The organism is Mycolicibacterium sp. XJ879, from assembly GCF_053483935.1.
This window is the reverse complement of the sequence record NZ_JBEFTH010000010.1, coordinates 88,500-114,983: the sequence shown is the minus strand read 5'-3', so window position 1 is coordinate 114,983 and position 26,484 is coordinate 88,500. Positions and strand designations below refer to the sequence as shown.

Sequence of the window (26,484 nt, the reverse complement as noted above, 5' to 3'; positions counted from 1 at the left end):
TCTAAAGCGTGTCGAAAAACTCGGTTGAGTGGTCGACACCGCCCTTCTCGGGCATCCGGTTGGTTTCAGGCCGCGGGTGCGGTGTGATCGCCGGTTCCCGCGTCATCCGGGCTGGTTTCACCGACACGAGGGTGTTGGCCAGCGCCGTCCCGTCGGCGGGCATTGGTGGCCCGGCCTCCTGCTTGGGGGTCCGGGGATCGATGAACGTTATCGTCATGGTCGGCCCGGCCCCAGCGGGCCAGGTTCACCGCCGCGTTGAGATCACGGTCAGCGTAATAGCCGCAACCACAGGCGAACACCCGATCGGACAGCGTCATCGAACGATTGACTACCCCGCATTGGGGGCATAGGCGCGTCGATGGATGCCAGCGGTCGGCTTCGACAAGGTGGCCGCCGCGCCACGCCTGCTTGTATTTGAGCAGGCGAGCGAACTCGGCCCAGCCAGCATCCGAGATCGCGAGAGCCAGCCGGCGATTGGCCAACATTCCGGCCACGTTCAGATTCTCGATGACGAGCCGGTCGTGAGTCTTGACCAACTTATTGGCAACCTGATGCTGGAAATGGCGACGCATATTGGCCACACGACGATGATGCCGGCCCAATCTAGCGGCGGCATCCTTACGGTTCTGCGATCCTTTCTTCTTGCGCGATAACGATTTCGAAAGACAACGTTGCTGTTTGAGCCCGGCGGCCAACGCTTTGGGCGCGTCGCCCATCCGGGCGACCTCAGTGCCCTCCGCGGTGGCGGCGACCACAAACGCCGACAGGCCGCGATCCACACCCACCCAGCCGGTGTTGTCTTCCGGACGACGGGCCGGATGTTGCAGATTCGGGTGCATATCGGCAGCCTCGACGTTCAGCGATATCCACCATCGGCCCCCGTATTTGACGCGGTTCCGGCGTCCTAGGCGTGTTCTGCTGCAATCCGCCGACGAGGACGGGCACCAGGATCCGGATGGCGTCGTTCACCTCGTTGTGGTCGACGCCCAACCTGTTGAAGCGATCCCTGGGTGGGATCTGGTTGAAGAGTTCGTCGAGACCAGCCTGACTGCCCACCCTTCGTCGCAGGAATTGTGCGCAACCGCTACGCGACGACAGTAATCCAATCGGTCTTGGTGGCGGACGTGTTTGGCACGGCGGATCAGATCAGTCGGGACGTCTCCAATGACACGCCCGCGGCCGGGAACCGCGCCAGCAACGCGTCGCCCATCGCCGCGGCCGGGGTGAGCACCCCGCGTAGGTCCGACAGCCGGTCCCGGTCGAGGGCGAGCGCCAGACCGCTCTCGCCGAGCAACACCGAGGTGGCCTTGTAGCCGGGGTCTCCCTGCTGCGACATCGTGGCCTTGTACCGGGCGCCCGTCGTCGTGGTGGTGTAGGTCTCGACGGTGTAGTGCCCGCTTTCGCGAGTGCGCTCGCTGGGGCCGGCGCCCGGCTTGGGCACCACGCGTTCGACGAGCTTGCGTGGCAACCGGTGGAAGAACCGACTGCCCAGAGCCAGGGTGGCGGTGTTGCCGGCTGCCGAGACGGCCGCGGCCACCGGCGCGAGGACCGAGCGGCCCACGCTCATCTGCTCACCGTATTCGAACCGCCTGCCGTAGCCGTAGTCGAGTAATGCGTTGCTGCGCCGCACGATCCGGGTGTTGACGGTGGCCATGACGAACGGGCCGGTCCAGTATCCCTTCAGCTCCGGCGCGATCTCGGCGCCGCGGCGCCACCTCATATCGGGTTGCGCCCCGAACTCCGGCTCGGCGCTGCGATCCTCGGACAGGGTGTAGGGGTCCTCCATCAACCGCCTGGCTTCCGAATCGGTGGAGGCGGTGTGCATCACCTCCAGCATCGAGGCCACCGTGCCCCCCGACACCCCGCCGGCGAACTTGCGCACCACGAGGTTGGTGTCGGTGAGCTGTCCCGCCTGATCCTCCTGTGTCCTGCGGTACAGCGCGAACACCGTGAGATCGGAAGGGATGGAATCGAATCCGCACGAGTGCACGATGCGCGCGCCGGTGTCGATCGCCTGTTTGTGATAGAGGTCGATGCTTTGGCGGATGAACATCGGCTCACCGGTCAGGTCTGCGTAGTCGGTGCCGGAGGCCGCGCACGCGGCCACCAACGGCAACCCGTACTTGATGTAGGGGCCCACGGTGGTCACCACCACCTGGGTGCGCGCCGCCATGGCGTTCAGCGACGACGGCTGCGATGCGTCGGCGGTGATCAGCGGCCAGGATTGCGCCGACGCCGGCAGTTCGTCGCGCACGGCGAGCAGCTTGTCCTGCGAGCGGCCCGCCAGCGCGATGCGGGCGTCTCCGGCGGCTCTGGCCAGGTAGTCGGCCGTCAGCTTGCCGACGAATCCGGTTGCCCCGTATACGACGATGTCGAATTCCCGTTGCGGGGTTGAATGTCGCCGGTCTCCCGGCTCCGCTGCGCTCATGAGGGCGACGCTACCCGAGGGTTTCGGGAAGCTCGATGTCTTCACCGAGCACATGGCGGGCCAGAAACGCGGTGACCACCTGGTACCAGATCTTGGCGTGTTGCGGGGTGAGCACCCAGTGGTTCTCGGAGGGAAAGTACAAGAACTGGTGTGCGCTGGTGCCGTCCGCACCGGCGGGCAGGCCGGAGTCGGTGAGCAACTCGTACCACAGCCGCAGGGCTTCCCCGATCGGCACCCGGTAGTCCTTGTCGCCGTGGATGACCAGCATGGGGGTGCGGATCTGGTCAACAAAGCGGTGCGGTGAGTACGTCGCGCCCATCTCCCGGGTCATCTCGCGCACCCAGAAATAGGACGAGTCCGTGGTGCCGCCGAACTGGTCGAGCGCCCACAGGCTGGCGTGCGTGACGATGGCGTCGAACCGGTCGGTGTGGCCAGCGACCCAGTTGGCCATGTAGCCGCCGAAGGATCCACCCATCGCCGCGGTCCGCCCGGCGTCGACGCGGGGGTGCTCGCATGCGGCGTCGGTGGCCGCCATCAGGTCCTCGAACGGCGCGCCGCCCCACGCGCCCCAGCCGCGGGTGATGAAGTCCTGGCCGTAGCCAGTGGACAGGCCCGGATCGGGCAGCAGCACCGCGTATCCGCGTGCGGCCAGCAACCACGGGTTCCAGCGCCACGACCAGCAGTTCCAGCTGGCCAGCGGTCCGCCGTGGATCCACAGCAGCAGCGGCGCCTGCCCGTCACCATCGGGCAGCACCAACCAGGACCGCACCTTGGCGCCGTCGGCCGCCGTCGCCTCCAGCTCGGTCAGCGCGCCCGGCAGCTGCGGGGCCTGCACGCACGGCAGCTCCGTCACTGCGCCGTCGGCGTCGATGCGCACCGGATGCGGCGGCGCGGCGTACGAGCTGCGCAACGCATAGAGGACACCGTCAGGCGCGGCCGTCACATCGGTGTAGGCGTAGTCGTCGTAAGTCAGCTGGGTCACCGCGCCGTCGGCCAGACCGATCGAGAACATCGGGCTGCGCCCGTCCTGATCGGCGGAAACAATCAATGCCGACCCGTCGCGTGCCCACGTCACCGACGCCGGCCAGCGGTCCCACTCGGCTGCCACGGTTTCGGACTGTCCGTGGAAACGCAAGCAGCGTAGCGTGATTCGGGGCGCCTTGTCCGGCGTCGAATAGGACTCATGCAGATAGGCGACCGCTGAGCCGTCCGGCGCGATCGCCGGGCTCCACAGGTCGGCGTCGGGTTCGTCGGCGATCACGGTGCGTTCGCCGGTGTCGGTGTCGATGCGCATCAACACCGAGTGCTGCGCGGCGCCCGGTGCGGGCTGCTGCCAGGTGGTCACCACGAACCGGCCGTCGGCGCTGACGTCGAACTGCGCGTCGCGTAGCGCGCCTGCCGGTGACACGGTGAGGTCGGTCGGTTGGCCCTCACCGGTTCCGAGTCCGAACAGATGCGGATGGCTGAGCCCAATGTCTTTGTCCCAGCGTCGGATCGGGTAGCCGGTGTGCAAAACCGCGGTGATCGTGTTGTCCTTGCGGAGGTCGCGCAGCCGGCGGTCGTCGTCGACGGTGTTCGCCGACGGCAGCATCGGCGCGCGGATCACCGTCACGTCCGCCTCACGTGCCGTGCGGGCGGCCTCCACCCCGCCCGGCAGCGCCAGCTCCTCGTAGGCTTCCCCGCCCGCGGCGGGCAGACGCCACAGCGCCGCCGGCGGTTTGTCGTCGTCGTCGGCGGGGCGCGCGGCGAGAAACAGCAGGTCACCGTCGGCGGCGAAGACGGGTGACGACTCCCCTTTTGCGCCGCGGGTCAGCCGTCGCGCGGGCCGGCTGCCCGCCGGGTCGAGTTCCCACACCGCGGTGATGAATTCGGTGCGCTTGTCGTTGAGTTCGGCGATGGTCGTCACCACCCTGGTGCCGTCCGGCGATACCGCCAGCCCGGAGACGCGCGGCAGCGCGATGTAGTCGTCGAGGTCGTCGAACGGCGTCGCGGTCATGCCCTGTTGGTAGCACAGCCCCGGTTCGGTTCTCGCCCCGATTCTGCGCCACGGCTGTGGTCCCGGGGGCACGAGAACGACCGCCGCGCAGAAACCGGCGACGCCCCGGCCGGGGGCACGCGCTACGTTCGACGGATGCCGAAGCGGATCGTGGTGGTCGGGGCCGGCATCAGCGGCTTGGCGACCGCCGTCGCGCTGCAGCGACGCGGTCACGACGTCACGCTCGTCGAGGAGCGCACCGACGCGTCCTCGGGTGCGGGCATCAGCATCTGGCCCAACGCGCTGGCCGCGCTCGACGAGTTGGGCGTCGGAGACGCGGTGCGTGACGCCGGCGGCCGGGTGACTGCGGGAGCGCTGCGCTGGCGCGACGGCGCCTGGCTGCGGCATCCGTCGCCGCAACGGATCGTCAAGGCACTCGGCGAACCGCTGGTGGTGATCCGCCGCTCGGCGTTGACCGCGGTGTTGGCCGACGCGCTCGCCGACGCCACGTTGCGCACCGGTGTGGCGGCGACCGCGCTGGTGCCCTACGGCGACGGTGTGCGGGTGACGCTGTCGGACTCGTCGACGCTGACCGCGCACGCCGTGATCGGCGCCGACGGTACGCATTCGATGGTGGCGCGCCACCTCAACGGCACGCTGCACAACCGCTACGTCGGCTACACGGCGTGGCGCGGGGTCGCCGCGTGCCCGATCGATCCGGACGTCGCCGGTGAGGTTCTCGGACCCGCCGTCGAGTTCGGCCACGTTCCGCTCGGGCCCGACCACACCTACTGGTTCGCCACCGAACGCACCCCCGAGGGTGGACGGGCCCCGCAGGGTGAACTGGCCTACCTGCAGTCGCGGTTCGCCACGTGGGCCGAACCGATTCCGCAGGTGCTGGCCACCACTGATCCGCGCTTGACGCTGCGCAACGACCTCTACGACCGCGACGAGGCGCGGCAGTGGTCGCGCGGACCGGTGCTGGTGGTCGGCGACGCCGCGCACCCGATGCGGCCACATCTGGGCCAGGGCGGCTGCCAGGGCATCGAGGATGCGGCGATCCTCGCGGCGTTCGTCGGCGACGGCGCCGACCTGCCCGGGGCGTTCGCGCGGTTCGTGGCCTTCCGCCGCCCGCGGGTGCGGTCGGTGGTGCGCGAATCCTGGCTGATCGGCGCTGTCGTCAACCTGCGTCCGGCGCTGCTGAGCACACTGGCCAGCCGCGCCACGGTGCTGGTGCCCGAGTGGGCGCTGACGCGGCACCTGGCCACCGTCGCGGCACGGTCGGCGTTTCGGTTGCCCGGCACGTGAGCACCGCACTGGGCGCCTTATCGGTCGAGGCCGCCGAACCGCAGGCAATGCAGAAGTTCTGGGCCGACGTGCTGGGTCGCGACGCCCAGCAGGCGCTGTTGGCGTTTCGTCGCCAGCAGCGGCCCAAGACCGTGAAGAACCGCGTGCATCTGGACCTCTACACCCGCGACGTCACGGCGTTGTTGGACACCGGAGCCCGGATGCTGGGCGAGCATTCCGGCTGGGTGACCCTGGCCGACGTCGAGGGCAACGAGTTCTGCGCCTTTCCCGATCCCGCACCGGCAGGTGAGGCCATCGCGCGGGTCTTTGCGGTGTGCACCGACAGCAACCGCCCCGAGGAACTCGCCGCGTGGTGGGCGGCCCTGGTGGGCGCCGACGTCCGAAACGGTCCCGACGGCACCCCGCGCTGGCTGTACGGCGCGGCCGGCTGGGAGACGTTGATCTGGAAGTTTGTCCGCGTCGCCGACGAGCGGGTGGTGCCCAATAGGTGGCAGTGGACGCTTCAGGGTGAGCCCGCGGTGGCCGTGGCGCGCGGTCCCGGCGGCGTTCTCGTCGATCCGCAGGGCAACGAGTTCAGCCTGTGGCGCCCAGGGTGCCCAGCGGGTTGAGCAGGGCCGTGCACATCTGGCGCGGGTTGACGAAGCCGAGCAGGGCCCGGGTCGGCATCGCCGAGCAGCCGGTGGCGGCGGGAGCCGACGGCGCCGCGGGCGTACCGGCATTGGTCCACACGGCAGGTGTCGCGCCGCGGGGGCCGCACTTGGGCCAGGCCTTCAGACCCTGGGTGCGCAGCACGTTCTCGGCAACGCGGATCTGCTCGGAGCGCGATGCGTGCGCGGGATTGCCGACGCCGCCGTTGGCGCTCCAGGTCGCCTGCTTGAACTGCAGACCGCCGTAGTGACCGTTGCCGGTGTTGATGTTCCAGTTGCCGCCCGACTCGCATTCGGCGATGGCGTCCCAGTTGACCGACTCGGCTTGTGCGGTGGGCGTTGATACGGCCATCGGCACGAGCGCCAGAGCGCCGGCGATTGCGGTGGCCCACAGGCCCTTGGTGACTGCCTTACGAATGTTCATCGTTGCGGTCCTTCCCCGACCGGTTGAAAACAAGGTCCGCGTGAAGAGCTGCTCTCCGTTGCGGTCATCCGGTCTGTCGGGTGAGGAACGTCACCTGTTACGTGAGTGTCAAAAGTTTTATTCGTTACTTAACTGGTGTAAGAGGCTTCTGAGAAAGAAGAGGCGGCGCCGCCCATCGGCGGCGCCGCCCTCTACGCTGTCTAGCCCTGCTGGCAGGATCCGGTCCTAGCCGCGCCCGCCGCAGGTCGGCCATGCGCCGATGCCCTGCGTCTGCAGCACGTTTTCCGCGACGCGGATCTGCTCAGACCTGCTGGCCTGGTGGGGCATGCCCGACCCGCCGTTGGACCGCCAGGTGCCCAGGGCGAACTGCAGACCGCCGTAGTAGCCGTTACCTGTGTTGATCGACCAGTTGCCGCCGGACTCGCAGGCCGCGACGGCGTCCCAGTTCACGCTGTCCGCACTGGCGGTGCCCGCCAAGGCCATCGGAGCCACGGCGAGTGCGCCTGCGAAGGCCGCCAGGCCAAACGTCTTGCGGATGTTCTTCACTTCGATCCTTTCGCCAAGCGCGCGCCAACAAGCACCCGCGGCTACGCAGGTGTAGGTGCCTGGTCAGGCGACAGGGGTTGGGCCGCACCGTCTCGGTCGGGTGCGACAGCGGAAGGCCGAAACCTCGCCGGACATCACCGTCCAGCGGCCACCGGAGGTATATCTCCCCCGACAGCCCCACTCACACGCAGGTTCGTGGGTTTGCAGTTGTTTGCTCCCGCAGAAGCCGTTTTGGACCGTACAAACCCAAACGGCGGAAGTCATATCGGTGAAGAACGTGTCGCGGAATGATCACGGACAGATCACGGCCGCGCTTTACAAGCGTCCGTGCAGGTCACTGGCGACTTCGACTACAGCGCAAAAAGATGGGGTCGACGCACATCGGTGAGCCAAATCACGGCAATTTTGTGAGGTGGCCCACGTGTAGGAACGTATTTTCCGGGCACACGGAGGGCGAAACCGCACTTCCGGCGCAAGAATCGCCGCCCACAGCAGGTGAAGTTCGCTGGCTTGGCGCCTCGCCGGTCAGCGCCTCGGTACGACGGATTGCCCTGTATCCGAGCATATTTCACTGCCTCCGGCAAAATTTGGCGCTCAACAGCAACTGGCCGCGACAGCCGGCCCAAGACCTCAGAATCATTGGTATACAGCTGTTCTCGTGATTGAGAGGTCGTAGGCTGCACGGCGCGCACATCCGTGCCGCGTCAACATCCGCGCACCTGACCGAATCATCGCTTCCGGGATCAGTCGCACCGTTGTCGCAGAGCACATTCCATGGCTCGAATTGGTTCACATTGTTGGTTGGACGATTCGAAACCACATGCGGCGGAAGCGGATCCGCGCTTTATCGGCAGCGGCTAACCGAAATGGAATAGGCGGCGGGGTGCTATTGCTGACGTTTATAACGAACACAATTCATGCAACAGAATTGAATTCCATCCGCTACAAATAGCGGATTATTCAAAAGTGAATTTGCTAGGCAATTTGCAGAGAGCGCACCGCGGCCAAGTCCTCGGCGGTGTTGACGTTGGTCAACGCGGCCTGCTCGGGCAGCACGATGCGCTGCGTGTCGACGGTCTCCACCAACGCGCGCATGCTGCGCTGTCCGGCCGCCACCAGGTCGTCCACCCGATCGGCCAGCGACGTCCGGTATACACCGGCCAGGTAGTGGTCGCGTCCATCCCAGGGCAGCACCACGTCGGCGTTGAGCGCCACGGCGGGACCCACGAGTTGGTCGATGAGTTGGACCGTCAGCAGCGGCATGTCCACCGCCGAGACGAATGCCAGCTCATGACCGGCCTCCGCGGCGGCGTGCAGACCGCGCCCGGTCGCCAAGAGTGGACCGACGCCGCGGACCTCGTCGCGCAGCACCTCGGCGTCGAGTGCAGGAAGCGCCTGCCCCGGTGCGGCCACTACGAAAACCGGCGCACAGCGGCGCTTGAGAATGGCCACCATGTGCTCGACGAGGGTGCTGCCCGCATAGGGAAGCGTGGCCTTGTCCCGGCCCATACGGCGAGAAGCCCCGCCCGCCAAAATGATCGCGGCAAGGCCCACGGTGGTCGTCATGGCTCAGACGTTAGTCGACCATCCAGGTGTCTTTACCCCGAAGCAGCGACTGCAACGCGGTCGTGTCGTGCGGTTGGCCTTCCCTGGCCGCGACGACCTGCTGGCGGGCAGCGTCGTCGTAGGTCGGCCTGTGGACCTGTCGGAACACGCCCATCACCATGTGTTCGAGGTTCTGCTCGGAAAGTCGCGACAGCGCGAACGCATACGCCGAGTCCTGGTTGTGCGCGTCGTGCACGACGATCTCCTCGGCCGACACATCGGCGGTCTTGGCGACCTCGAGGCCGTAGCCGGACTTCACCACGCAGTACTCGCCGTCGGCGCCGAAGACCACCGGCTCACCGTGGGTGAGGTTGATCAGGCGCTCTTCAGCACCCTCCTTGCGCAGCGCGTCGAACGAGCCGTCGTTGAAGATCGGGCAATCCTGCAGGATCTCGACCAGCGCGGCGCCGCGGTGCGCGGCCGCAGCACGCAGCACCTCGGTGAGGCCCTTGCGGTCGGAGTCCAGCGCGCGGCCGACGAACGTGGCGTCGGCGCCCAGCGCCAGCGACACCGGGTTGAACGGGTAGTCCAGCGAGCCCATCGGGGTGGACTTCGTGATCTTGCCGACCTCCGACGTCGGCGAGTACTGGCCCTTGGTCAGCCCGTAGATCCGGTTGTTGAACAGCAGAATCGTAAGGTTGACGTTGCGGCGCAGCGCATGGATCAGATGGTTGCCACCGATCGAGAGCGCGTCGCCGTCGCCGGTGACCACCCACACCGAAAGGTCCTCGCGCGCCAGCGCCAGCCCGGTCGCGATGGTGGGCGCGCGGCCGTGGATGGAGTGGAAACCGTACGTCTCCAGGTAGTACGGGAAGCGACTCGAGCAGCCGATACCGCTGACGAACGCGATGTTCTCGCGCCGCAGACCCAGCTCGGGCAGGAAGTTGCGGATGGTGTTGAGGATGACGTAGTCACCGCAGCCCGGGCACCAGCGAACCTCCTGGTCGCTGGTGAAATCCTTGCCCTTCTGCGGCTGGTCGGTCGTGGGCACCCCACTGGTGCCCGATGTCAGGCCGAGATCAGCTCCAACCAGATCTGTCATGCGTTCGCTCCCACACCAGTCGCGTCGGCTGCTTCGGCCTCGATGGTGGCCGCCGCCAGCCGCGCGAACTTGGTCTTGTCAGTTTCCTTGTCGCCCAGTGTTCCCTCGAGCGCGGCGTCGATGATGCCTTCCACCTCGTCGGCCAGGAACGCCATACCTTCCACCTTGGTCACCGACTGGATGTCGACCAGGAACTTGCCGCGCAGCAGCAGCGCCAGTTGGCCAAGGTTCATCTCCGGCAGCACGACCTCGGGGTAGCGTCGCAGCACCTCACCCAGGTTGGCCGGTAGCGGGTTCAGGTTGCGCAGGTGCGCCTGCGCGACCTTGATCCCGCGGCGCCGGGCGCGCCGGCACGCCTCGCCGATGGGGCCGTAGCTGCTGCCCCAGCCCAGCATCAGCAGTTCGGCATCACCGGTCGGGTCATCGACCTCGATGTCGGGCACCTTGATGCCGTCCACCTTGGCCTGCCGCAGCCGCACCATCAGATCGTGGTTCTTCGGCTCGTAGGAGATGTTCCCCGAGCCGTTGGCCGCCTCCAGCCCGCCGATGCGGTGTTCCAGACCGGGCGTACCGGGGACGGCGAACTGACGTGCCAGGGTCTCCGGATCGCGTGCGTACGGTTGGAACGGCTCACCGGATTTGGCGAAGGTGTGCTCGATCGCCGGGTACGTGTTGACGTCTGGAATGCGCCATGGCTCAGAGCCGTTGGCGATCGCGCCGTCGGACAGGATCATCACCGGCGTGTGATAGGTGACCGCGATGCGGACGGCCTCCATGGCCACCTCGAAGCAGTCGGACGGCGAGCGCGGCGCGACGATCGCAACCGGCGACTCACCGTTACGCCCGAACATCGCCTGCAGCAGGTCGGCCTGCTCGGTCTTGGTCGGCAGGCCGGTGGACGGGCCACCGCGCTGCACGTCGATCACGATCAGCGGTAGTTCGGTCATCACCGCCAGGCCGATGGCTTCGGACTTCAGCGAGATCCCCGGTCCCGACGTGCTGGTGACGCCGAGCGCGCCACCGTAGGAGGCGCCGATTGCCGCACCGATCCCGGCGATCTCGTCTTCGGCCTGGAAGGTCAGCACGTTGAAGTTCTTGTGCTTGGACAGCTCGTGGAGGATGTCGGACGCCGGGGTGATCGGATACGTGCCGAGCACGACCTGTACGTCGGCCAGCTGGCCGGCGGTGACGATGCCGTACGCCAGCGCGGTGTTCCCCGAAATCTGGCGGTACTCACCGGATTTCAGCTTGGCGGGCGCCACCTCGTAGGTGCTGGCGAACGCCTCGGTGGTCTCACCGTAGTTCCAGCCCGCCTTCAGCGCCAGCACGTTGGCTTCGGCGATGTCGGGCTTGCGGGCGAACTTCTCGCGGATGAAGGCCTCGCTGTGCGACAGCTCGCGGCCGTACATCCACGACAGCAAGCCGAGCGCGAACATGTTCTTGGCGCGCTGGCCATCCTTCTTCGACGCGCCGATGGACTCCACCGCGCCGAGGGTCAGCGTGGTCATCGCAACGGGCTGGACGACGTAGTCGGACAGTTCGTCGCTTTCGAGCGGGTTGGACTCGTAGCCGACCTTGGCGAGGTTGCGCTTGGTGAACTCATCGGAGTTGGCAATGATCAGGCCACCGCGGGGAAGGTCGGAAACGTTCGCTTTGAGCGCGGCGGGGTTCATCGCAACCAGCACGTCCGGGCGGTCGCCGGCGGTGAGGATGTCGTAGTCGGCGATCTGGATCTGGAACGACGAAACCCCGGGCAGCGTGCCCTGGGGGGCTCGGATCTCGGCAGGGTAATTCGGTTGCGTGGCAAGGTCGTTGCCGAACAGCGCGGCCTCGGTGGTGAATCGGTCACCGGTGAGCTGCATACCGTCGCCGGAGTCACCGGCGAACCGGATGACGACTTTCTCTAGCTTCTGCCGAGTTCCTGGACTGGCGCTGTTGCCGTTGGCCCCCACTCGCCTGCCTCTCTTGTTTGTGGACCGACGAACGTCGTTTGCGTCGCCGTCAGCATGACCCGCGCCGTCAGACGTTCACCCAAAATTTTTTATGTCACTGCCAGTACCGATTATTGCACTTTCCTTAGGTAGGCCTACACCGGACTCGCGGGGGACACTCGGACCAGGGTAGCCCAAACGCGCTGCTCACATGTGTGGGGGGTGCTCTCGTGAGACAAAACTGTGCTTTTCGTCACCCCGTGAGGCGCCGCCATTTCTAAGGAAATGGTTACCGGGCAGTAGCAGCTGGCTAGCACGCCGCCTTCGGGTCGACGACCGGCGCGGCGCTTCGCTACGCGAGCCGCTCGGCTACCGCCGCGGCGCGCCGCTCATGCCAGCGCAGACGCAGGAGCAGCAGGTTCTGGTGCGCGCGGAACCCGGCCGAAAGCGGATCACGCCACGCGCGCGTACGAGCCTTCGATGCGGTTTCAAGATCCACGAATCCATTGTGCCGGTTCGCTGCGACAGCGGCGAGTCCAACAGGTGTGGGCTGCGTCCTAGGCTGGACACATGCCGTCGAGCAGAGGACGCGCCGACGCTGGCGCCGTGATCGGGCGGGAGCGGGCGTAATGGGCCGGGTCACCGCGCGGCGCCGGGTTCAGCACGTGACCGCGGCGGACGCCATCGCCCGACCGGACACGCTGGTGGTCGAAGAGCCGCTGGAGATCCGGGTCAACGGCACCCCGATCACCGTCACCATGCGCACACCCGGCTCCGATATCGAACTGGCGCAGGGCTTTCTGCTCACCGAAGGGGTGATCGCGCATCGCGAGGACGTGCTGACCGTGCGCTACTGCAGGGGCACCAGCCCGGATGAGTCCGGAGTCGCGGCCAACACCTACAACGTGCTCGACGTCACGCTGGCGCCCGACGTCGCGATGCCTGACGTCGATGTGACCCGCAACTTCTACACCACCTCCTCATGCGGGGTGTGCGGTAAGGCCTCGCTGGAAGCGGTGCAGTTGAGCAGCCGACACTGCCCCGGCGACGACCCGTCGACCGTCACCGCGCGGACCCTGACGAGCCTGCCCGCCCTGCTGCGCGACGCGCAGAAGGTATTCGCCAGCACCGGCGGCCTGCACGGCGCCGCGCTGTTCGACACCGATGGCGCCACGCTCGCGGTCCGGGAAGACATCGGCCGCCACAACGCCGTCGACAAGGTGCTCGGGTGGGCGCTGGAGCACGACCGGATTCCGCTCGGCGGCACGGTGCTGCTAGTCAGCGGACGCGCATCGTTCGAGCTGACGCAGAAGGCGGTGATGGCCGGTGTCCCGGTGCTGGCCGCGGTGTCGGCACCGTCGTCGCTGGCGGTGGATTTGGCCAGCCAGTCCGGGCTGACGCTGGTGGCTTTCCTGCGCGGCGACTCGATGAACGTCTACACCCGGCCGGACCGGGTCCTGCGCTAAGGGGTTAAACGGACTAGGCGCTCTTGTCGCGGCGTTCGTTACGGGACGGCTTGCGCGGCACGATGGTCGGCAGCACGTTGTCCTGAACCGTCTCCTTGGTGACGACGACCTTGGCGACATCGTCGCGGCTGGGGATGTCGTACATCACCGGCAGCAGCACTTCCTCCATGATCGCGCGCAGCCCACGGGCGCCGGTGCCGCGCAGGATGGCCTGATCGGCGATGGCCTCCAGCGCGTCGTCGGTGAACTCCAGCTCCACGCCGTCCATCTCGAACAGCCGGGTGTACTGCTTGACCAACGCGTTCTTGGGCTGAGACAGGATCTGCACCAGCGAATCCTTGTCCAGGTTGGTGACCGAGGCCACGACCGGCAGCCGCCCGATGAACTCCGGGATCAGACCGAACTTGATCAGGTCCTCGGGCATCACTTCGGCGAAGTGGTCCTGGGTGTCGATCTCGGCCTTCGAGTGCACCTCGGCGCCGAAGCCCAGCCCGCGCTTGCCGACGCGGTCGGAGACGATCTTCTCCAACCCGGCGAACGCACCCGCCACGATGAACAACACGTTGGTGGTGTCGATCTGGATGAACTCCTGATGCGGATGCTTGCGTCCGCCCTGCGGCGGCACCGACGCCTGCGTGCCCTCGAGGATCTTCAGCAGCGCCTGCTGCACACCCTCACCGGAGACGTCGCGGGTAATCGACGGGTTCTCGCTCTTGCGGGCGATCTTGTCGACCTCGTCGATGTAGATGATCCCGGTCTCGGCGCGCTTGACGTCATAGTCGGCGGCCTGGATCAGCTTGAGCAGGATGTTCTCGACGTCCTCGCCGACGTAGCCGGCTTCGGTCAACGCCGTGGCGTCGGCGATGGCGAACGGAACGTTGAGCATCTTGGCCAGCGTCTGCGCTAGGTACGTCTTGCCGCAGCCGGTGGGGCCCAGCATCAGGATGTTGGACTTGGCCAACTCGACCGGCTCGGAGCGGGAGTCACGAGTCTTCTCGGAGGCCTGGATGCGCTTGTAGTGGTTGTAGACCGCTACGGCCAGGGTGCGCTTCGCGGTGTCCTGGCCGATGACGTAGCCCTCGAGGAAGTCGCGGATTTCAGCCGGCTTGGGAAGCTCGTCGAGCTTTACGTCGTCGGCGTCGGCGAGTTCCTCTTCGATGATCTCGTTGCAGAGGTCAATACACTCATCGCAAATGTAGACCCCTGGTCCCGCAATGAGTTTCTTGACCTGCTTTTGGCTTTTGCCGCAGAACGAGCACTTCAGCAGGTCACCGCCGTCTCCGATGCGCGCCATGGTGGTGGGATCCTACTTTCCTCGCAGTCGGTACTGAATCTTCTTGTGGTTGTCGCCGAGCTTTCTGGGGAGTTGACTCGACGCTACCCGTTTGTTCCCGCACGGTGCGACCGATAAAGCCGAATCGCGTGGTTGGTATTTAGCTGTGTCGCGCCAACATATCGTCTGAGGCCGCCGATCGCCGACCGGAACGCACACTGTGTCCCTGGCGTGTCGCCGCCGTTATCGCTTCGGGAGCCGTCCGACACCAAAGTACCCGTCGGCGAGCAGATATCCAGCGCGCGGGCTCAGCGCCTGCCCGGGCCTCCCGGACCAACCGGGCCGGGACCCACCGGGCCTGGTCCCACCGGCCCGGGGCCAACCGGGCCGACCACTCCCCCGACGCCGACCGGGCCTGCCGGGCCCAAAACGGGGTTCGGGCCGTAGATCGGTGTCGGGTTCAGATATACGTCGACGGCCGAATACGGGATGCACTGGTTGGTGTAGACGTCCCAGTACGTCCCCGCCGGGCAGGGTTCTTCTTGGGCGTGGCTCGCCGCCGGCGACGCTACGTGAAGCGCCAAACCCACGGCACACGCGGCCATGGCGCCGCCGAGTCGTGTCCCCACCTGCATCACGCTCTCCTGCCGTCTGATCCCCCGGATGGCTGCCGGAAAAGAGTGCCACACGGCGGGTCCGCGACGAAGGTAAACGACGCGATTGAAACTCAGGCGGTCTGCGCCGAGAGCTTGCGGTACTCCAGCACCGTGTCGATGATCCCGTACTCCTTGGCGTCCTCGGCCGTGAGGATCTTGTCGCGGTCGGTGTCCTTGCGGATCTGCTCCGGCGTCTTGTCGGTGTGACGGGCCAGCGTCGTCTCCATCAACGTCCGCATCCGCTCCACCTCGGCGGCCTGGATCTCCAGGTCGGAGAACTGGCCTTGGATGACGCCCGACAGCGCCGGCTGGTGGATCAGGACGCGGGCGTTGGGCAATGCCATGCGCTTACCCTTCGTGCCTGCGGCCAACAGCACAGCCGCGGCCGACGCCGCCTGCCCGAGGCACACGGTTTGGATGTCGGCGCGCACGTACTGCATGGTGTCGTAAATCGCCATCAACGAGGTGAACGAGCCACCGGGTGAGTTGATGTACATGGTGATGTCGCGGTCGGGATCCAGCGACTCCAGCACCAGCAGCTGGGCCATGATGTCGTTGGCCGACGCGTCGTCGACCTGCACGCCGAGGAAGATGATGCGCTCTTCGAAGAGCTTGTTGTACGGGTTGGACTCTTTGACGCCGAAGCTCGAGTGCTCGATGAACGACGGCAGGATGTAGCGGGCCTGCGGCGCAAGGCGGGGATCAAGAGACGGATGGATGTGATCGGTCATTTGTCTAGTCCTGCTCCCGGTCCTTGGCCGTTGACTGACGCGCTGGTGATGATGTGGTCGACGAACCCGTACTCCAGCGCTTCCTGTGCGGTGAACCAGCGGTCACGGTCGGAGTCGGCCTCGATGCGTTCGACGGTCTGCCCGGTGAACTCGGCGTTGAGCCGGAACATCTCCTTCTTGATGACCGCGAACTGCTCAGCCTGGATGGCGATGTCGGAGGCGCTGCCCGTCACACCGCCGAGCGGCTGGTGCATCAGGATGCGCGCATGCGGCAGGGCGAAACGCTTGCCCTTGGTTCCGGCGGCGAGCAGAAACTGCGCCATCGACGCGGCCATGCCCATGCCGTAGGTGGCGATGTCGCACGGCGCGAGCACCATGGTGTCGTAGATCGCCATGCCGGCGCTGATAGAGCCGCCCGGTGAGTTGATGTAGAGCGAAATGTCCTTGGTGGGGTCCTCGGCGGCCAGCAGCAGAATCTGCGCGCACAGCCGGTTGGCGATGTCGTCGTCCACCTGCGAACCCAGAAAGATGATCCGCTCGGACAGCAACCGCTCATACACCGAGTCGACCAGGTTGAGCCCGTGGCCGTTCGACCGCATGTCAGTCACGACTGGTACCTGCTTTCTGTCAAAGTCTCGTTCTCACCGACACTAACCAACAGACGCCGTTGCGCAGTCCTCAGAGGGGCCGCGTTCGCTCACAGCGTCACTTGGCGTCGGCGGGTTCCTCGTCGGCTTCGGTTGCGTCGGCTTCGGTTGCGTCGGCTTCGGGTGCGTCGGCTTCGGGTTCTTCGTCGGCGGCTTCCGTCTCCGCCTGCTCACCGGTGCGGCCGAAGAACTCCGTGGTGTCGATCTCGGTGCCGTCGGTGTCGGTGACGGTGGCGCCCTGCACGACGGCGGCCACCGCCAGCCCGCGTCGCACATCGGCGAACATCGCCGGCAGCTGGTTGTTCTGCTGCAATGCCTGCAGCAGCTGCTGTGGCTCCATGCCGTACTGCTGTGACATCAGCACCAGGCGTTCGGTGATGTCGTTCTGGCCGACCTGGACCTCGAGTTTGTCGGCGATCGCGTCCACCAGCAGCTGCGTCTTGATCGCCTTCTCCGCGTTGGTGCGGTTGTCGGCGTCGAACTCTTCGCGGCTGGTCCCTTGGGCCTCCAGCGCTTCGGCGAAGCGGTCCTCGTCGTGGTCGAGGTTGTGGATCGCGCTGTGCAGGGTGTCGTCAACCTGAGCCTGAACGACGTTCTCCGGCAGCGGCACCTCGACCTGCTCGAGCAGGGTCTCCAGCGTCTTGTCGCGAATCTGCTCGGCCTGCTGCACCCGCTTGGTGCGCTGCACCTGCTCCCGCAGGCTGGCACGCAGCTCCTCGATCGTGTCGAATTCGCTTGCCAGCTGGGCGAAGTCGTCATCGGGCTCGGGCAGTTCGCGTTCCTTGACCGATTTGACGGTGACGGTGACCTGAGCGTCCTTGCCGGCGTGCTCGCCCGCGGCCAGCTTGGTGGTGAAGACTCGGCTCTCGCCTTCCTTGAGCCCGACGATCGCCTCGTCGAGGCCTTCGATCAGCTGTCCGGAACCGACCTCGTGCGACAGGCCTTCGGTCGCGGCCTCGGGCAGCTCCTCGCCGTCGATCGACCCCGACAGATCGATGGAGACGAAGTCGCCGTTCTGCGCGGCGCGGTCTACCCCGGTCAGCGTGCCGAAGCGGGCGCGCAACGACTGCAGTTCGGCGTCGACTTCCTCGTCGGTGACCTCGATGGGGTCGACGGTGATCGTCAGCGCGGTCAGGTCGGGCAGCTCGATGTCGGGACGGACGTCGACCTCGGCGGTGAAGACCAGGTCCTCGCCGTACGCCTTCTTGGTGATCTCGATCTCGGGCTGCCCGATCGGGTTCACCTGCGTCGTGGTCACCGCCTCGGTGTAGCGGCCGGGCACCGCGTCGCTGACCACCTGGTCCAGCATCGCTTCGCGGCCGACGCGGGCTTCGAGCAGCTTGCGGGGCGCCTTACCGGGGCGGAAGCCGGGCAGCCGCACCTGCTTGGCGAGCTGCTTGAACGCGCGGTCGAACTCGGGCTCGAGCTCAGTGAAGGGCACCTCCACGTTGATGCGAACCCGGGTCGGGCTCAACTTCTCGACGGTGCTCTTCACGTTCATGCTCCTCGTTTTCTGGTGTGGTCCGTGTTGCAGTCGGGGTGACAGGATTTGAACCTGCGGCCTTCCGCTCCCAAAGCGGATGCGCTACCAAGCTGCGCTACACCCCGTCTTCTGCTCGGCCGTCCGGAAAACACAGAACGACCACGCGAGATACTACGGGCTGGACACGCGATGCCTTTAATTGGATTTGGTTCCGGTGCCGCCGGTACAGTCTGCTGGTGCTGCACACGCGGGCGTAGCTCAATGGTAGAGCCCTAGTCTTCCAAACTAGCGACGCGGGTTCGATTCCCGTCGCCCGCTCCGATACCGGCTTTCGCGCGCTCGCTGAGAGCGCAATTCCGCGCGGCGCAGCGGCCTTATTGTGGCGTTTTCCCTCGGTAGGCTGAACACCATGAACGCCGTACTGATGGTGCTGGTCGTGCTCGTCATCGTCGCGTTCGGGGTGCTCGTCTACGCGGCGATGAAGGCCTCCGACAAGCGCGGCGCGGCGGCGCTGGACGATGCCAAGGCCGACGCGCGTCGGGTCATCGAGCGCCTCGGCGGCCAGGTGATCAACCTGACCGGCACCGACGAGGCGTCCAAGCAGGCCATGGCCGACGCATCAGAGCGTTACACCGCCGCGGGCTCGCAGATCGAGCAAGCCAACACGGTGCGACAGGCCGCGCTTGCCAAGGAAAGCGCGCTCGAAGGCATGTACTACGTACGCGCCGCGCGCATCGCGATGGGCATGGACCCGGGACCCGAGTTGGAAACGCTAGCGGGTCAGCGGTCGGCGGGCACCGTGACCGAGGACCGTCGCGTCAACTTCGAGGGCCGCGAGATCGAGGCGTCGCCGATGCCGTCGGAGCGCACCCCCAACTACTATCCCGGCGGCCAGGTCGCCGGACGCCCGGTGCCTGCCGGTTGGTACTCCGAACCATGGTGGAAACCGGCGCTGGTCGCCGGCGCGTGGGGTGTGGGCTCGATGCTGCTGTTCAACGCGCTGTTCTCCGGTATGCACGGCACCGGGTATGAACAGGGCTTCGCCCAAGGCTATGACCAGGGTTTCGATCAGGGGATGGGCGGAGACACCGGCGCCGCTGAGGGTGGCGGCTTCGATTTCGGCGGGGACTTCGGCGATTTCGGCGGCTTCTAGTCCGGCGCTTACGTCTGGCAGGTAGGGCACCAGAACACGTTGCGCCCCTCCATCACCGCGGTCCGGATCTCGGTCCCACAGATGCGGCACGGCTCGCCGGCGCGGCGGTAGACATAGGTGCGGGGCCGGTCCGGACCGTACGCGGGCGCGCCATGGTCGTCCTCCGCACGCATCACGATGATCTTGCCGCGGCGCAAACCGACCTTCATCAGCGCGACGAGATCGGTCCACATCGCGTCGAACTCGGCCTCGTCGATCTGCGTGCCCGGGCGGTACGGGTCGATGCGGTGGCGGTACAGCAACTCGTTGCGATACACGTTGCCCACCCCGGCGATCACCGTCTGGTCCATCAGCAGCGAGCCAATCGCCCTGCGCGACTTGCGGATTCGCTCCCACGCCAGCGAGCCGTCGGCGTCGCGGCGCAACGGATCGGGACCCAGCCGCGCGATCACGTCGTCGATCTCGGCTTCTTCGATCACCTCGCACACCGTCGGCCCACGCAGATCGGTGCCGTATTCCTCGCCGATCATCCGCATCCGCACCTGCCCGACCGGCAGCGGCATCGGCAGCCGCATCTCGGTGAAGGTTCCGTACAGCCCAAGGTGCACGTGCACCACCCGACCGCCTTCGTAGTGGTGAAACAGATGCTTGCCCCACGCGGTCGCTTTGCGCATCACCCGCCCGTTCACCGCGGCGGCCCCGTCGGCGAACCTGCCCTGCGGGCTGGACACCAGCACCGGCGCCCTGGCGTAGCGGCGCTGATGTAACCGGGCCAGCCGGTGCAGGGTGTGGCCTTCTGGCATTCCTAGGCGCCGGGCACAGGCGGCGCGACGTGGGTGCGCTCGTACTCGGACAGGATGTCGATACGCCGTTGGTGGCGTTCGGCCTGCGACCACGGTGTGCTGAGGAACGCGTCGACGATCGCGAGCATCTCGTCTTCGGTGTGCATGCGCCCGCCGATGCCGATCATCTGCGCGTTGTTGTGCTCGCGCGCGAGCTTGGCCGTCTCGACGCTCCAGCCCAGCGCGCACCTGATCCCGGGAACCTTGTTGGCCGCGATCTGCTCGCCGTTGCCCGAACCGCCGAGCACGATGCCCAGGCTGCCCGGGTCGGCGACCGTCTTCTCGGCGGCCGCGATGCAGAACGCCGGGTAGTCGTCGACGGCGTCGTAGGTGTAGGCCCCGCAGTCCACCGGCTCATGCCCGTTGGCCTTCAGGTGCTCGATGATCCGCTGCTTGAACTCGAAGCCCGCGTGGTCGGCTCCCAGGTAGACGCGCATGGCGGTCACCCTACTTCGGTGTTCGCGAAGTGAACATGAGGGTCGCGCCTTCCCGCTTCCCAACGACCCCGGTGTACGTCTCGCGAAACGTCGCGCGCGGAAAGGTCAGTCGAAGCTCGGCTCCTCGGTGCGGCTGCGCTTGAGTTCCCAGAAGTGCGGGTACGACGCGAACGTCACCGACGCGTCCCACAGCTTGCCGGCTTCCTCACCACGCGGGATCTTCGAGAGCACCGGGCCGAAAAAGGCGACCCCGTTGACGTGGATCGTCGGCGTGCCGACATCCTCGCCGACGGCGTCCATGCCCTCGTGGTGGCTCTTGCGCAACGCCTCGTCGTACTTGTCGGTGTCGGCGGCTTCGGCCAGTTCGGCAGGCAGACCCACCTCGGCCAGGGACTCCTTGATGACGGCATCAAAGTCCTTGTTGTCCTGGTTGTGGATCCGGGTTCCCATTGCGGTATACAGCGGTTCGAGAACCTCCCGACCCTTGGCCTGCTCGGCTGCGATCGCGACACGCACCGGGCCCCACGCCTTCTTCATCGCCTCCTGGTAATCCTCGGGCACATCGCGGCCCTCGTTGAGCACCGCGAGGCTCATTACACGGAAGTTCACCTCGATATCGCGGACCTTCTCGACCTCGAGGATCCAGCGCGAGGTGATCCAGCACCACGGGCACAGCGGATCGAACCAAAAACCGGCCGATGATTTTTGGCTGGACTTCTCGGCCATCAGGGCGTCCTCTCGTTGACTGTGATCCGTTCAGCACAACTGCGTAGATGTGAAACGTGTTCCCCAAGCATGACGGACCAATCGGAGCCACATTAGAAACGCCTTAGTGTGCAAACAGTTATCAAACCGTGTTTCCGATGTGACTGCTGTAAAGAATCGTTACCAAAGTGAATAAACATGTTAATCGAACCGCCCAGACGTTCGCGCTGCTCATCGGCGCGACCGCCGCCGCGGCCCTGCTCGCGGCACCCGCCCACGCCGACCCGGTCGATGACGCGTTTCTGGCCGCGCTTCGCGGCGCGGGCATGACCGTCGTCAATCCGGTGGACATGGTCGCCCTCGGCGAATCGGTATGCCCGCTGCTCGTCGAACCCGGCAAGGACCTCGCGAAGGTGTACGCGCGGGTGACCGACAGCGGTGTCCCGCCGGGCATCGTCGCGTTCTTCACGGGCGTCGCGATCTCGTCGTACTGCCCGCAGATGCTGGCTTCGGTCGGTAACGGCACGGTGCTGGACTGGCTGCCCGCGGCACGGGCGATCCCGGGCATCTAGCGCAGCGGCGGGCGACGCCGCGCCAGCCGATAAGTTGGTTGGGTGGCCTTACCCAACCTGACCCGCGACCAAGCCGTCGAGCGCGCTGCGCTCATCACCGTCGACAGCTACCGCATCGCCCTAGACGTCACCGACGGTGACGGTAACCCCGGCGAACGCACCTTCCGCTCCACCACCACCGTCGAGTTCGACGCGCTGCCCGGCGCCGACACCTACATCGACCTCGCAGCCGACACCATTCACCGCGCGACGCTCAACGACCGCCCCATCGACGTCTCCGGGTACGACGAATCCACCGGCATCCCGCTGACCGGGCTTGCCAAGCACAACGTGCTCGTCGTCGAAGCGGACTGCCGCTACTCCAACACCGGTGAGGGTCTGCACCGCTTCGTCGACCCGGTCGACGATGAGGTGTACCTGTACTCGCAGTTCGAAACCGCCGACGCCAAGCGGATGTTCGCGTGTTTCGACCAACCCGACCTCAAAGCCGCCTTCGACATCGCCGTCACCGCCCCATCGCACTGGGAAGTGGTGTCCAACGGCGCCACCCTGGGCATCGAGAACGACGGAAAAGCCAAGCGGCACAGCTTTACTGTGACGCCGCGGATGAGCACCTACCTGGTGGCGTTGATCGCCGGACCGTACGCGCGCTGGGATGACACCTACTCCGACGAGCACGGTGACATCCCGCTCGGCCTGTTCTGCCGCAAGTCGCTGGCCGAGTTCATGGACGCCGACCGGCTGTTCAGCGAAACCAAGCAGGGATTCGACTTCTACCACCGCAATTTCGGCATCCCTTACGCGTTCGGCAAGTACGATCAGCTGTTCGTGCCGGAGTTCAACGCCGGAGCGATGGAGAACGCGGGCGCCGTAACGTTCTTGGAGGACTACGTCTTTCGTAGCAAGGTGACCCGGGCGTCCTACGAGCGTCGCGCAGAAACACTGCTGCACGAGATGGCGCACATGTGGTTCGGTGACCTGGTCACCATGGTTTGGTGGGATGATCTGTGGCTCAACGAATCCTTCGCGACGTTCGCCTCGGTGCTGTGCCAGGCCCAGGCCACCGAGTACACCGAAGCGTGGACCACATTCGCCAACGTCGAGAAATCGTGGGCGTACCGCCAAGATCAGCTGCCGTCGACGCATCCGGTGGCCGCCGACATCCCCGACCTCGCCGCCGTCGAGGTCAACTTCGACGGCATCACCTACGCCAAGGGCGCCAGCGTGCTCAAACAGCTCGTCGCCTACGTCGGCGAGGACGAGTTTCTGGCCGGGCTGCGGAATTACTTCCGCGACCACGCGTTCGGCAACGCCACCTTCTCGGATCTGCTCGGCGCGCTGGAGAAGGCCTCGGGGCGCGACCTGTCGGGTTGGGGGCAGCAGTGGCTCAAGACCACCGGGCTCAACACGCTGCGACCGGACTTCGACCTGGACGCCGACGGCCGGTTCACCCGGTTCGCGATCAGCCAGAGCGGCGCGCAGCCCGGTGCCGGTGAGACGCGGGTGCACCGGCTGGCGGTCGGGATCTACGACGACGACCCGGCCAGCACCGGCAAACTAGTGCGCGTGCACCGCGAGGAGCTCGACGTCGAAGGGTCATTGACCGAAGTGCCAGCGCTGCAAGGGGTTTCGCGCGGGAAGTTCATTCTGGTCAACGACGACGACCTTACGTACTGCTCGCTGCGTCTGGACCCCGATTCGTTGCAGACGGTGCTGACCCGCATCGCCGACATCGCCGAGCCACTCCCCCGCACGCTGGTGTGGTCGGCGGCCTGGGAGATGACCCGCGATGCGGAGCTGACGGCCCGTGATTTCGTGGCGCTGGTCTGCGGCGGTGTGCACGCAGAGACCGAAGTCGGTGTGGCGCAACGGCTGTTGCTGCAGGCGCAGACCGCGCTGAACTCCTATGCCGACCCACAGTGGGCCGGCGACGAGGGCTGGCCCGAGTTCGCCGACCTGGTGCTGGAATCGGCCCGCAACGCCGCGCCCGGCTCGGATCACCAATTGGCCTTCGTCAACGCATTGTGCAGCTCGGTGCTCAGCCCGCGCCACATCGAGGTGCTGTCGGCGCTGCTGGACAGCGACCCGGCCGACAAGGGACTGCCCGGGCTGAACGTGGATACCGACCTGCGTTGGCGCATCGTCACCGCGCTGGCCGCGGCCGGTGGGATCGACAGCGACGGGATGGCGACGCCGTTCATCGACGCCGAGGCGCAACGTGATCCGACGGCGGCCGGACAGCGCCACGCGCTGGCCGCCGCGGCGGCCCGTCCCGAGCTGGCGGTCAAGGAAGCGGCCTGGGAGCAGGTCATCGAGGACGACACGCTGGCCAACGTCACCGCACGATCGATCGTCGGCGGGTTCGTGCAGCCCGGTCAACAGGAGCTGCTGCAACCGTTCCGGGACAAGTACTTCGGCGCGATATCCGGGGTGTGGCAGCGACGTTCCAGCGAGGTCGCGCAGACCGTCGTCATCGGGCTGTACCCGTCCTGGGATGTCAGCCAGGAGGGGCTGGAGGCCGCCGACCGGTTCCTTGCCGACCCCGACCTACCGCCGCCGCTGCGCCGGCTTGTCGTCGAGGGTCGCGCCGGCGTGGAGCGCGCGCTGCGGGCACGCCGGTTCGACTCCGGCTAGCGTCCGGTTCGGGGCGCGAGCGTGCGTGTTCGCGCCCGACACGCCGAGGTTTCGCGGGAGTTTACGCACGCTCACGCGGCATCCTCGTGAGGTGGCAGTCAATCGGAGCCGTCGGGCACGCGCTGCGCGCAAGCGCAAACGTCGACTCGACGCCGTCGACAACGACCTCACGGCCGAACAGTGGGCGGCGATCAAAGCCGCGTGGAACGGTTGCGCCTACTGCGGCGCGAACGAGAGCCCGCTGCAACGCGACTGCGTGATGGCGATTTCGCGGGGCGGGCGCTACACCATCGACAACGTGGTCCCGGCGTGCGCGTCGTGCAATACCAGCAAGTGCAACGAAGAGGTCACCGGCTGGATGCGCCGCAAGCGCCTCGACGAACGTAAGTTCCTGACCCGCTACGTCGAAATCCGGGCCACGTTCGCCGACCAGCGTGCGTAAAGTTCGGCGACAACGCGGCGTGTCGTGTGCAAACACGCACGCTCGCGCCCTAAGCGAGGGGTCAGCGCGGTGAGACGCCCGCGCTCATCACCTCGACGGCCTCGATCAGGCCGTCGATCAGCTTGCCGTCCTTGAACGCTGCTGCGGCGGCCGACACCCCTTTGGGCGCGGAGTCCTCGATACCGCGTCCCTTGACGTCGTTGCCGTACGCCACCTCGATCGCGCGCTGGTTGGGCGAGACCGCGAGCAGCACCGCATTGTCGGGCGTGGGCACCGTAGCCAGGATCTCGCGGGCACCCGCGGCGGTGTCAGCGCCAAGATCGCCGACGTACACCGCGAAGCGTGCCTGGGCGGCGCGGGAGCCGTACTTCAGCGCCTCGTCGAGGAAGACCAGGTCCTTGACGGGAAACGGGTAGGAAAGCGACGGCTCGTCGGGTTCCTTGACCCCAGAGATCCGTCCGCTGCTCGTGACGACCCAACCGAGCGGCAGGTCCGCCGATTCGATTGTCGTAACTTCACCACTTGCCACTGGCGCCGCCTCCTACGGTGAACGGGTGTGACTCATGGCCGCCATGGCCATGGACAGCGGGTTCATCGGACGCCCACAGGATCGGTTCGTGCGTCCAGTTCTCGGACATCTCGTAAGTCTCCAGGTGCGCCTTCTTGCCCCGCCCCCAGACCAGCGCAGCAAGCACAGCGGTCAGCGCCAGCGGCACCAGGATCACTATCGCGTATGAAGTTGCGTCGCTCACGTCGCAAACCGTATACCAGCCGCGATCATGCCGCGCCTTCGCCCAGGTATCGCACCCATGACGGATCGAGGTCCTTCACCGATGACAGCAGCCGCCAGTGCTGTCCCTTCGGCGGCAGCGGAACCGAACGCAGCGTCCAGCCCAGCTCGCCGAGCAACCGGTCGGCCTTGCGGTGATTGCACGTCGAACACGCGGCCACGCAGTTCTCCCAGGAGTGGTCGCCGCCGCGGCTGCGCGGCACCACGTGGTCGACGGTGTCGGCCTTACCTCCGCAGTAGGCGCAGCGAAACCGGTCGCGATGCATCAACGCCGCCCGGGTCATCGGGATGCGGGCCCGGTAGGGCACCCGCACGTAAGCCTTCAGCCGGATCACCGAGGGCACGACGATGGACCGGGTGGCGGAGTGGATGACCGGCCCGGCCGGGTCGTCGTGCACGACGTCGGCTTTTCCGCACATCAGCATGATGACCGCCCGCCGCATGGGCAGAGCGGTCAACGGTTCGTAGGTGGCGTTCAGCAGAAGGACTCGGCGACGCCCCCAAAAGGAGCCGTCGCTGCTACTTGGTGGATGGGTTTCGACGCTGTGCAGAACACGCGTCTGGGCGCGCGATGCCGCGGCCCCGGACAAGCCCGCTCTTCTGGACGGGCCTTTCTTGCGATGCGCCATACGTCCTCCGACGGACAGTAAACCCTTGTTTCGCGCCGATCGCACGGTCTTTCTCCCCGTGTTCGCAGGTCAGTCCGATGAACAACCGGTGGCCGACCGTCTGACCAGCCACATCGGG

24 protein-coding genes, 2 tRNA genes and 3 pseudogenes are annotated in these 26,484 nt (G+C 66.6%); 8 read left to right on the top strand and 21 right to left on the bottom strand.

From position 1 onward, the window contains the following. Positions 1 to 65: 65 nt before the first annotated feature. The 3 genes and pseudogenes from ABQF13_RS20390 to ABQF13_RS20380 form a co-directional block, all read right to left on the bottom strand. A pseudogene (locus tag ABQF13_RS20390) lies at positions 66 to 881 on the bottom strand (RNA-guided endonuclease InsQ/TnpB family protein); the annotation flags it as partial. A 260-nt stretch (positions 882 to 1,141) separates the two neighbouring features. Further along, on the bottom strand, positions 1,142 to 2,428 hold the full coding sequence (locus ABQF13_RS20385) for a saccharopine dehydrogenase family protein (RefSeq protein WP_448394598.1): 1,287 nt from the start codon (positions 2,426 to 2,428) through the stop codon (positions 1,142 to 1,144). Positions 2,429 to 2,438: 10 nt separating this feature from the next. After that, positions 2,439 to 4,424, bottom strand: coding sequence for a S9 family peptidase (locus tag ABQF13_RS20380; protein WP_448394597.1), 1,986 nt, complete (start codon positions 4,422 to 4,424; stop codon positions 2,439 to 2,441). A 135-nt stretch (positions 4,425 to 4,559) separates the two neighbouring features. On the opposite strand from ABQF13_RS20380, the gene ABQF13_RS20375 reads away from it, so the two are divergent. Together ABQF13_RS20375 and ABQF13_RS20370 are read left to right on the top strand one after the other, a co-directional pair. Further along, complete coding sequence (locus ABQF13_RS20375; protein WP_448394596.1) at positions 4,560 to 5,711, top strand: FAD-dependent oxidoreductase; 1,152 nt, start codon at positions 4,560 to 4,562, stop codon at positions 5,709 to 5,711. Beyond that, complete coding sequence (locus ABQF13_RS20370; protein ID WP_448394595.1) at positions 5,708 to 6,319, top strand: VOC family protein; 612 nt, start codon at positions 5,708 to 5,710, stop codon at positions 6,317 to 6,319. The genes ABQF13_RS20375 and ABQF13_RS20370 overlap by 4 nt, the downstream gene beginning before the upstream one ends. Here ABQF13_RS20370 and ABQF13_RS20365 read toward each other — a convergent pair. The 6 genes from ABQF13_RS20365 to ABQF13_RS20340 form a co-directional block, all read right to left on the bottom strand. Continuing rightward, positions 6,285 to 6,782 (bottom strand): transglycosylase family protein, encoded by a 498-nt coding sequence (locus tag ABQF13_RS20365; protein WP_448394594.1) that lies wholly within the window; start codon positions 6,780 to 6,782, stop codon positions 6,285 to 6,287. The two genes, ABQF13_RS20370 and ABQF13_RS20365, sit on opposite strands and share 35 nt — an antisense overlap. 225 nt (positions 6,783 to 7,007) lie before the next feature. Then, entirely contained in the window at positions 7,008 to 7,328 is a 321-nt protein-coding gene (locus tag ABQF13_RS20360; RefSeq protein ID WP_448394593.1) for a transglycosylase family protein, read from the bottom strand. 975 nt (positions 7,329 to 8,303) lie between these two features. Next, positions 8,304 to 8,894: a molybdenum cofactor guanylyltransferase gene (mobA, locus tag ABQF13_RS20355; RefSeq protein ID WP_448394592.1), complete on the bottom strand. Its 591-nt coding sequence runs from the start codon at positions 8,892 to 8,894 to the stop codon at positions 8,304 to 8,306. Positions 8,895 to 8,904: 10 nt separating this feature from the next. Next, positions 8,905 to 9,975 (bottom strand): 2-oxoacid:ferredoxin oxidoreductase subunit beta, encoded by a 1,071-nt coding sequence (locus ABQF13_RS20350; RefSeq protein WP_448394591.1) that lies wholly within the window; start codon positions 9,973 to 9,975, stop codon positions 8,905 to 8,907. Further along, on the bottom strand, positions 9,972 to 11,927 hold the full coding sequence (locus ABQF13_RS20345) for a 2-oxoacid:acceptor oxidoreductase subunit alpha (RefSeq protein WP_448394590.1): 1,956 nt from the start codon (positions 11,925 to 11,927) through the stop codon (positions 9,972 to 9,974). Before ABQF13_RS20345 ends, ABQF13_RS20350 begins: the two co-directional genes overlap by 4 nt. A 331-nt stretch (positions 11,928 to 12,258) precedes the next feature. Then, positions 12,259 to 12,405, bottom strand: a complete 147-nt coding sequence (locus tag ABQF13_RS20340; protein WP_448394589.1) for a hypothetical protein — start codon at positions 12,403 to 12,405, stop codon at positions 12,259 to 12,261. 130 nt (positions 12,406 to 12,535) lie between these two features. Between ABQF13_RS20340 and fdhD the strand changes: the two genes are divergently transcribed. After that, positions 12,536 to 13,372 (top strand): formate dehydrogenase accessory sulfurtransferase FdhD, encoded by an 837-nt coding sequence (fdhD, locus tag ABQF13_RS20335; protein ID WP_448394588.1) that lies wholly within the window; start codon positions 12,536 to 12,538, stop codon positions 13,370 to 13,372. A 13-nt stretch (positions 13,373 to 13,385) separates the two neighbouring features. Here fdhD and clpX read toward each other — a convergent pair whose 3' ends face one another. The 6 genes and pseudogenes from clpX to ABQF13_RS20305 all read right to left on the bottom strand — a co-directional run bounded on the left by clpX (position 13,386) and on the right by ABQF13_RS20305 (position 18,287). Next, complete coding sequence (gene clpX, locus ABQF13_RS20330) at positions 13,386 to 14,666, bottom strand: ATP-dependent Clp protease ATP-binding subunit ClpX (RefSeq protein ID WP_448394587.1); 1,281 nt, start codon at positions 14,664 to 14,666, stop codon at positions 13,386 to 13,388. Between the two features lie 287 nt (positions 14,667 to 14,953). Then, positions 14,954 to 15,280, bottom strand: coding sequence for a hypothetical protein (locus tag ABQF13_RS20325; protein ID WP_448394586.1), 327 nt, complete (start codon positions 15,278 to 15,280; stop codon positions 14,954 to 14,956). Positions 15,281 to 15,372: 92 nt separating this feature from the next. Next, positions 15,373 to 16,032 (bottom strand): ATP-dependent Clp protease proteolytic subunit, encoded by a 660-nt coding sequence (locus tag ABQF13_RS20320; protein WP_448394585.1) that lies wholly within the window; start codon positions 16,030 to 16,032, stop codon positions 15,373 to 15,375. Then, positions 16,029 to 16,643, bottom strand: a pseudogene (locus ABQF13_RS20315) (ATP-dependent Clp protease proteolytic subunit); the annotation flags it as partial. The pseudogene ABQF13_RS20315 and the gene ABQF13_RS20320, both read right to left, overlap by 4 nt. 94 nt (positions 16,644 to 16,737) lie before the next feature. Beyond that, positions 16,738 to 18,174 (bottom strand): trigger factor, encoded by a 1,437-nt coding sequence (gene tig / locus ABQF13_RS20310; protein WP_448394584.1) that lies wholly within the window; start codon positions 18,172 to 18,174, stop codon positions 16,738 to 16,740. Positions 18,175 to 18,213: 39 nt separating this feature from the next. After that, a tRNA-Pro gene (locus ABQF13_RS20305) sits at positions 18,214 to 18,287 on the bottom strand. 122 nt (positions 18,288 to 18,409) lie between these two features. Here ABQF13_RS20305 and ABQF13_RS20300 point away from each other — a divergent pair. After that, positions 18,410 to 18,480 (top strand) — tRNA-Gly (locus ABQF13_RS20300). A gap of 91 nt (positions 18,481 to 18,571) precedes the next feature. Continuing rightward, a complete protein-coding gene (locus ABQF13_RS20295) occupies positions 18,572 to 19,315 on the top strand; it encodes a DUF1542 domain-containing protein (RefSeq protein WP_448394583.1) in 744 nt (247 codons plus the stop codon). A gap of 8 nt (positions 19,316 to 19,323) precedes the next feature. On the opposite strand, the gene ABQF13_RS20290 is transcribed toward ABQF13_RS20295, so the two are convergent. The 3 genes from ABQF13_RS20290 to ABQF13_RS20280 all read right to left on the bottom strand — a co-directional run bounded on the left by ABQF13_RS20290 (position 19,324) and on the right by ABQF13_RS20280 (position 21,320). Continuing rightward, a complete protein-coding gene (locus tag ABQF13_RS20290) occupies positions 19,324 to 20,118 on the bottom strand; it encodes an Fpg/Nei family DNA glycosylase (RefSeq protein WP_448394582.1) in 795 nt (264 codons plus the stop codon). Between the two features lie 2 nt (positions 20,119 to 20,120). Continuing rightward, a complete protein-coding gene (locus ABQF13_RS20285; protein ID WP_448394581.1) occupies positions 20,121 to 20,594 on the bottom strand; it encodes a ribose-5-phosphate isomerase in 474 nt (157 codons plus the stop codon). Between the two features lie 105 nt (positions 20,595 to 20,699). After that, positions 20,700 to 21,320, bottom strand: a complete 621-nt coding sequence (locus tag ABQF13_RS20280; RefSeq protein WP_448394580.1) for a mycothiol-dependent nitroreductase Rv2466c family protein — start codon at positions 21,318 to 21,320, stop codon at positions 20,700 to 20,702. A 167-nt stretch (positions 21,321 to 21,487) separates the two neighbouring features. Here ABQF13_RS20280 and ABQF13_RS20275 point away from each other — a divergent pair, with 167 nt between their 5' ends. From ABQF13_RS20275 to ABQF13_RS20265, 3 genes are all read left to right on the top strand, one after another. After that, the gene (locus ABQF13_RS20275) at positions 21,488 to 21,871 is read left to right on the top strand and encodes a DUF732 domain-containing protein (protein WP_448394579.1); all 384 of its coding nucleotides are present in this window, start codon (positions 21,488 to 21,490) and stop codon (positions 21,869 to 21,871) included. Positions 21,872 to 21,913: 42 nt separating this feature from the next. Further along, a complete protein-coding gene (gene pepN, locus ABQF13_RS20270) occupies positions 21,914 to 24,505 on the top strand; it encodes an aminopeptidase N (protein WP_448394578.1) in 2,592 nt (863 codons plus the stop codon). A 91-nt stretch (positions 24,506 to 24,596) separates the two neighbouring features. Next, a complete protein-coding gene (locus tag ABQF13_RS20265; protein ID WP_448394577.1) occupies positions 24,597 to 24,947 on the top strand; it encodes an HNH endonuclease in 351 nt (116 codons plus the stop codon). Between the two features lie 61 nt (positions 24,948 to 25,008). Here the strand turns inward: ABQF13_RS20265 and ABQF13_RS20260 are convergent. The 3 genes and pseudogenes from ABQF13_RS20260 to ABQF13_RS20250 form a co-directional block, all read right to left on the bottom strand. Beyond that, a pseudogene (locus ABQF13_RS20260) lies at positions 25,009 to 25,377 on the bottom strand (DUF5130 family protein); the annotation flags it as partial. Between the two features lie 85 nt (positions 25,378 to 25,462). Next, complete coding sequence (ctaJ, locus tag ABQF13_RS20255) at positions 25,463 to 25,699, bottom strand: aa3-type cytochrome oxidase subunit CtaJ (protein ID WP_448394576.1); 237 nt, start codon at positions 25,697 to 25,699, stop codon at positions 25,463 to 25,465. 25 nt (positions 25,700 to 25,724) lie between these two features. Continuing rightward, entirely contained in the window at positions 25,725 to 26,366 is a 642-nt protein-coding gene (locus ABQF13_RS20250) for an HNH endonuclease (protein ID WP_448394575.1), read from the bottom strand. Positions 26,367 to 26,484: the final 118 nt, after the last annotated feature.

Bases quoted from the DNA above. Each gene is read 5' to 3' on its own strand.
- ABQF13_RS20385 (WP_448394598.1), bottom strand. From the start codon at position 2,428: ATGAGCGCAGCGGAGCCGGGAGACCGGCGACATTCAACCCCGCAACGG.
- ABQF13_RS20380 (WP_448394597.1), bottom strand. From the start codon at position 4,424: ATGACCGCGACGCCGTTCGACGACCTCGACGACTACATCGCGCTGCCG.
- ABQF13_RS20375 (WP_448394596.1), top strand. From the start codon at position 4,560: ATGCCGAAGCGGATCGTGGTGGTCGGGGCCGGCATCAGCGGCTTGGCG.
- ABQF13_RS20365 (WP_448394594.1), bottom strand. From the start codon at position 6,782: ATGAACATTCGTAAGGCAGTCACCAAGGGCCTGTGGGCCACCGCAATC.
- mobA (WP_448394592.1), bottom strand. From the start codon at position 8,894: ATGACGACCACCGTGGGCCTTGCCGCGATCATTTTGGCGGGCGGGGCT.
- ABQF13_RS20350 (WP_448394591.1), bottom strand. From the start codon at position 9,975: ATGACAGATCTGGTTGGAGCTGATCTCGGCCTGACATCGGGCACCAGT.
- fdhD (WP_448394588.1), top strand. From the start codon at position 12,536: ATGGGCCGGGTCACCGCGCGGCGCCGGGTTCAGCACGTGACCGCGGCG.
- clpX (WP_448394587.1), bottom strand. From the start codon at position 14,666: ATGGCGCGCATCGGAGACGGCGGTGACCTGCTGAAGTGCTCGTTCTGC.
- ABQF13_RS20325 (WP_448394586.1), bottom strand. From the start codon at position 15,280: ATGCAGGTGGGGACACGACTCGGCGGCGCCATGGCCGCGTGTGCCGTG.
- ABQF13_RS20320 (WP_448394585.1), bottom strand. From the start codon at position 16,032: ATGACCGATCACATCCATCCGTCTCTTGATCCCCGCCTTGCGCCGCAG.
- ABQF13_RS20295 (WP_448394583.1), top strand. From the start codon at position 18,572: ATGAACGCCGTACTGATGGTGCTGGTCGTGCTCGTCATCGTCGCGTTC.
- ABQF13_RS20290 (WP_448394582.1), bottom strand. From the start codon at position 20,118: ATGCCAGAAGGCCACACCCTGCACCGGCTGGCCCGGTTACATCAGCGC.
- ABQF13_RS20285 (WP_448394581.1), bottom strand. From the start codon at position 20,594: ATGCGCGTCTACCTGGGAGCCGACCACGCGGGCTTCGAGTTCAAGCAG.
- ABQF13_RS20280 (WP_448394580.1), bottom strand. From the start codon at position 21,320: ATGGCCGAGAAGTCCAGCCAAAAATCATCGGCCGGTTTTTGGTTCGAT.
- ABQF13_RS20250 (WP_448394575.1), bottom strand. From the start codon at position 26,366: ATGGCGCATCGCAAGAAAGGCCCGTCCAGAAGAGCGGGCTTGTCCGGG.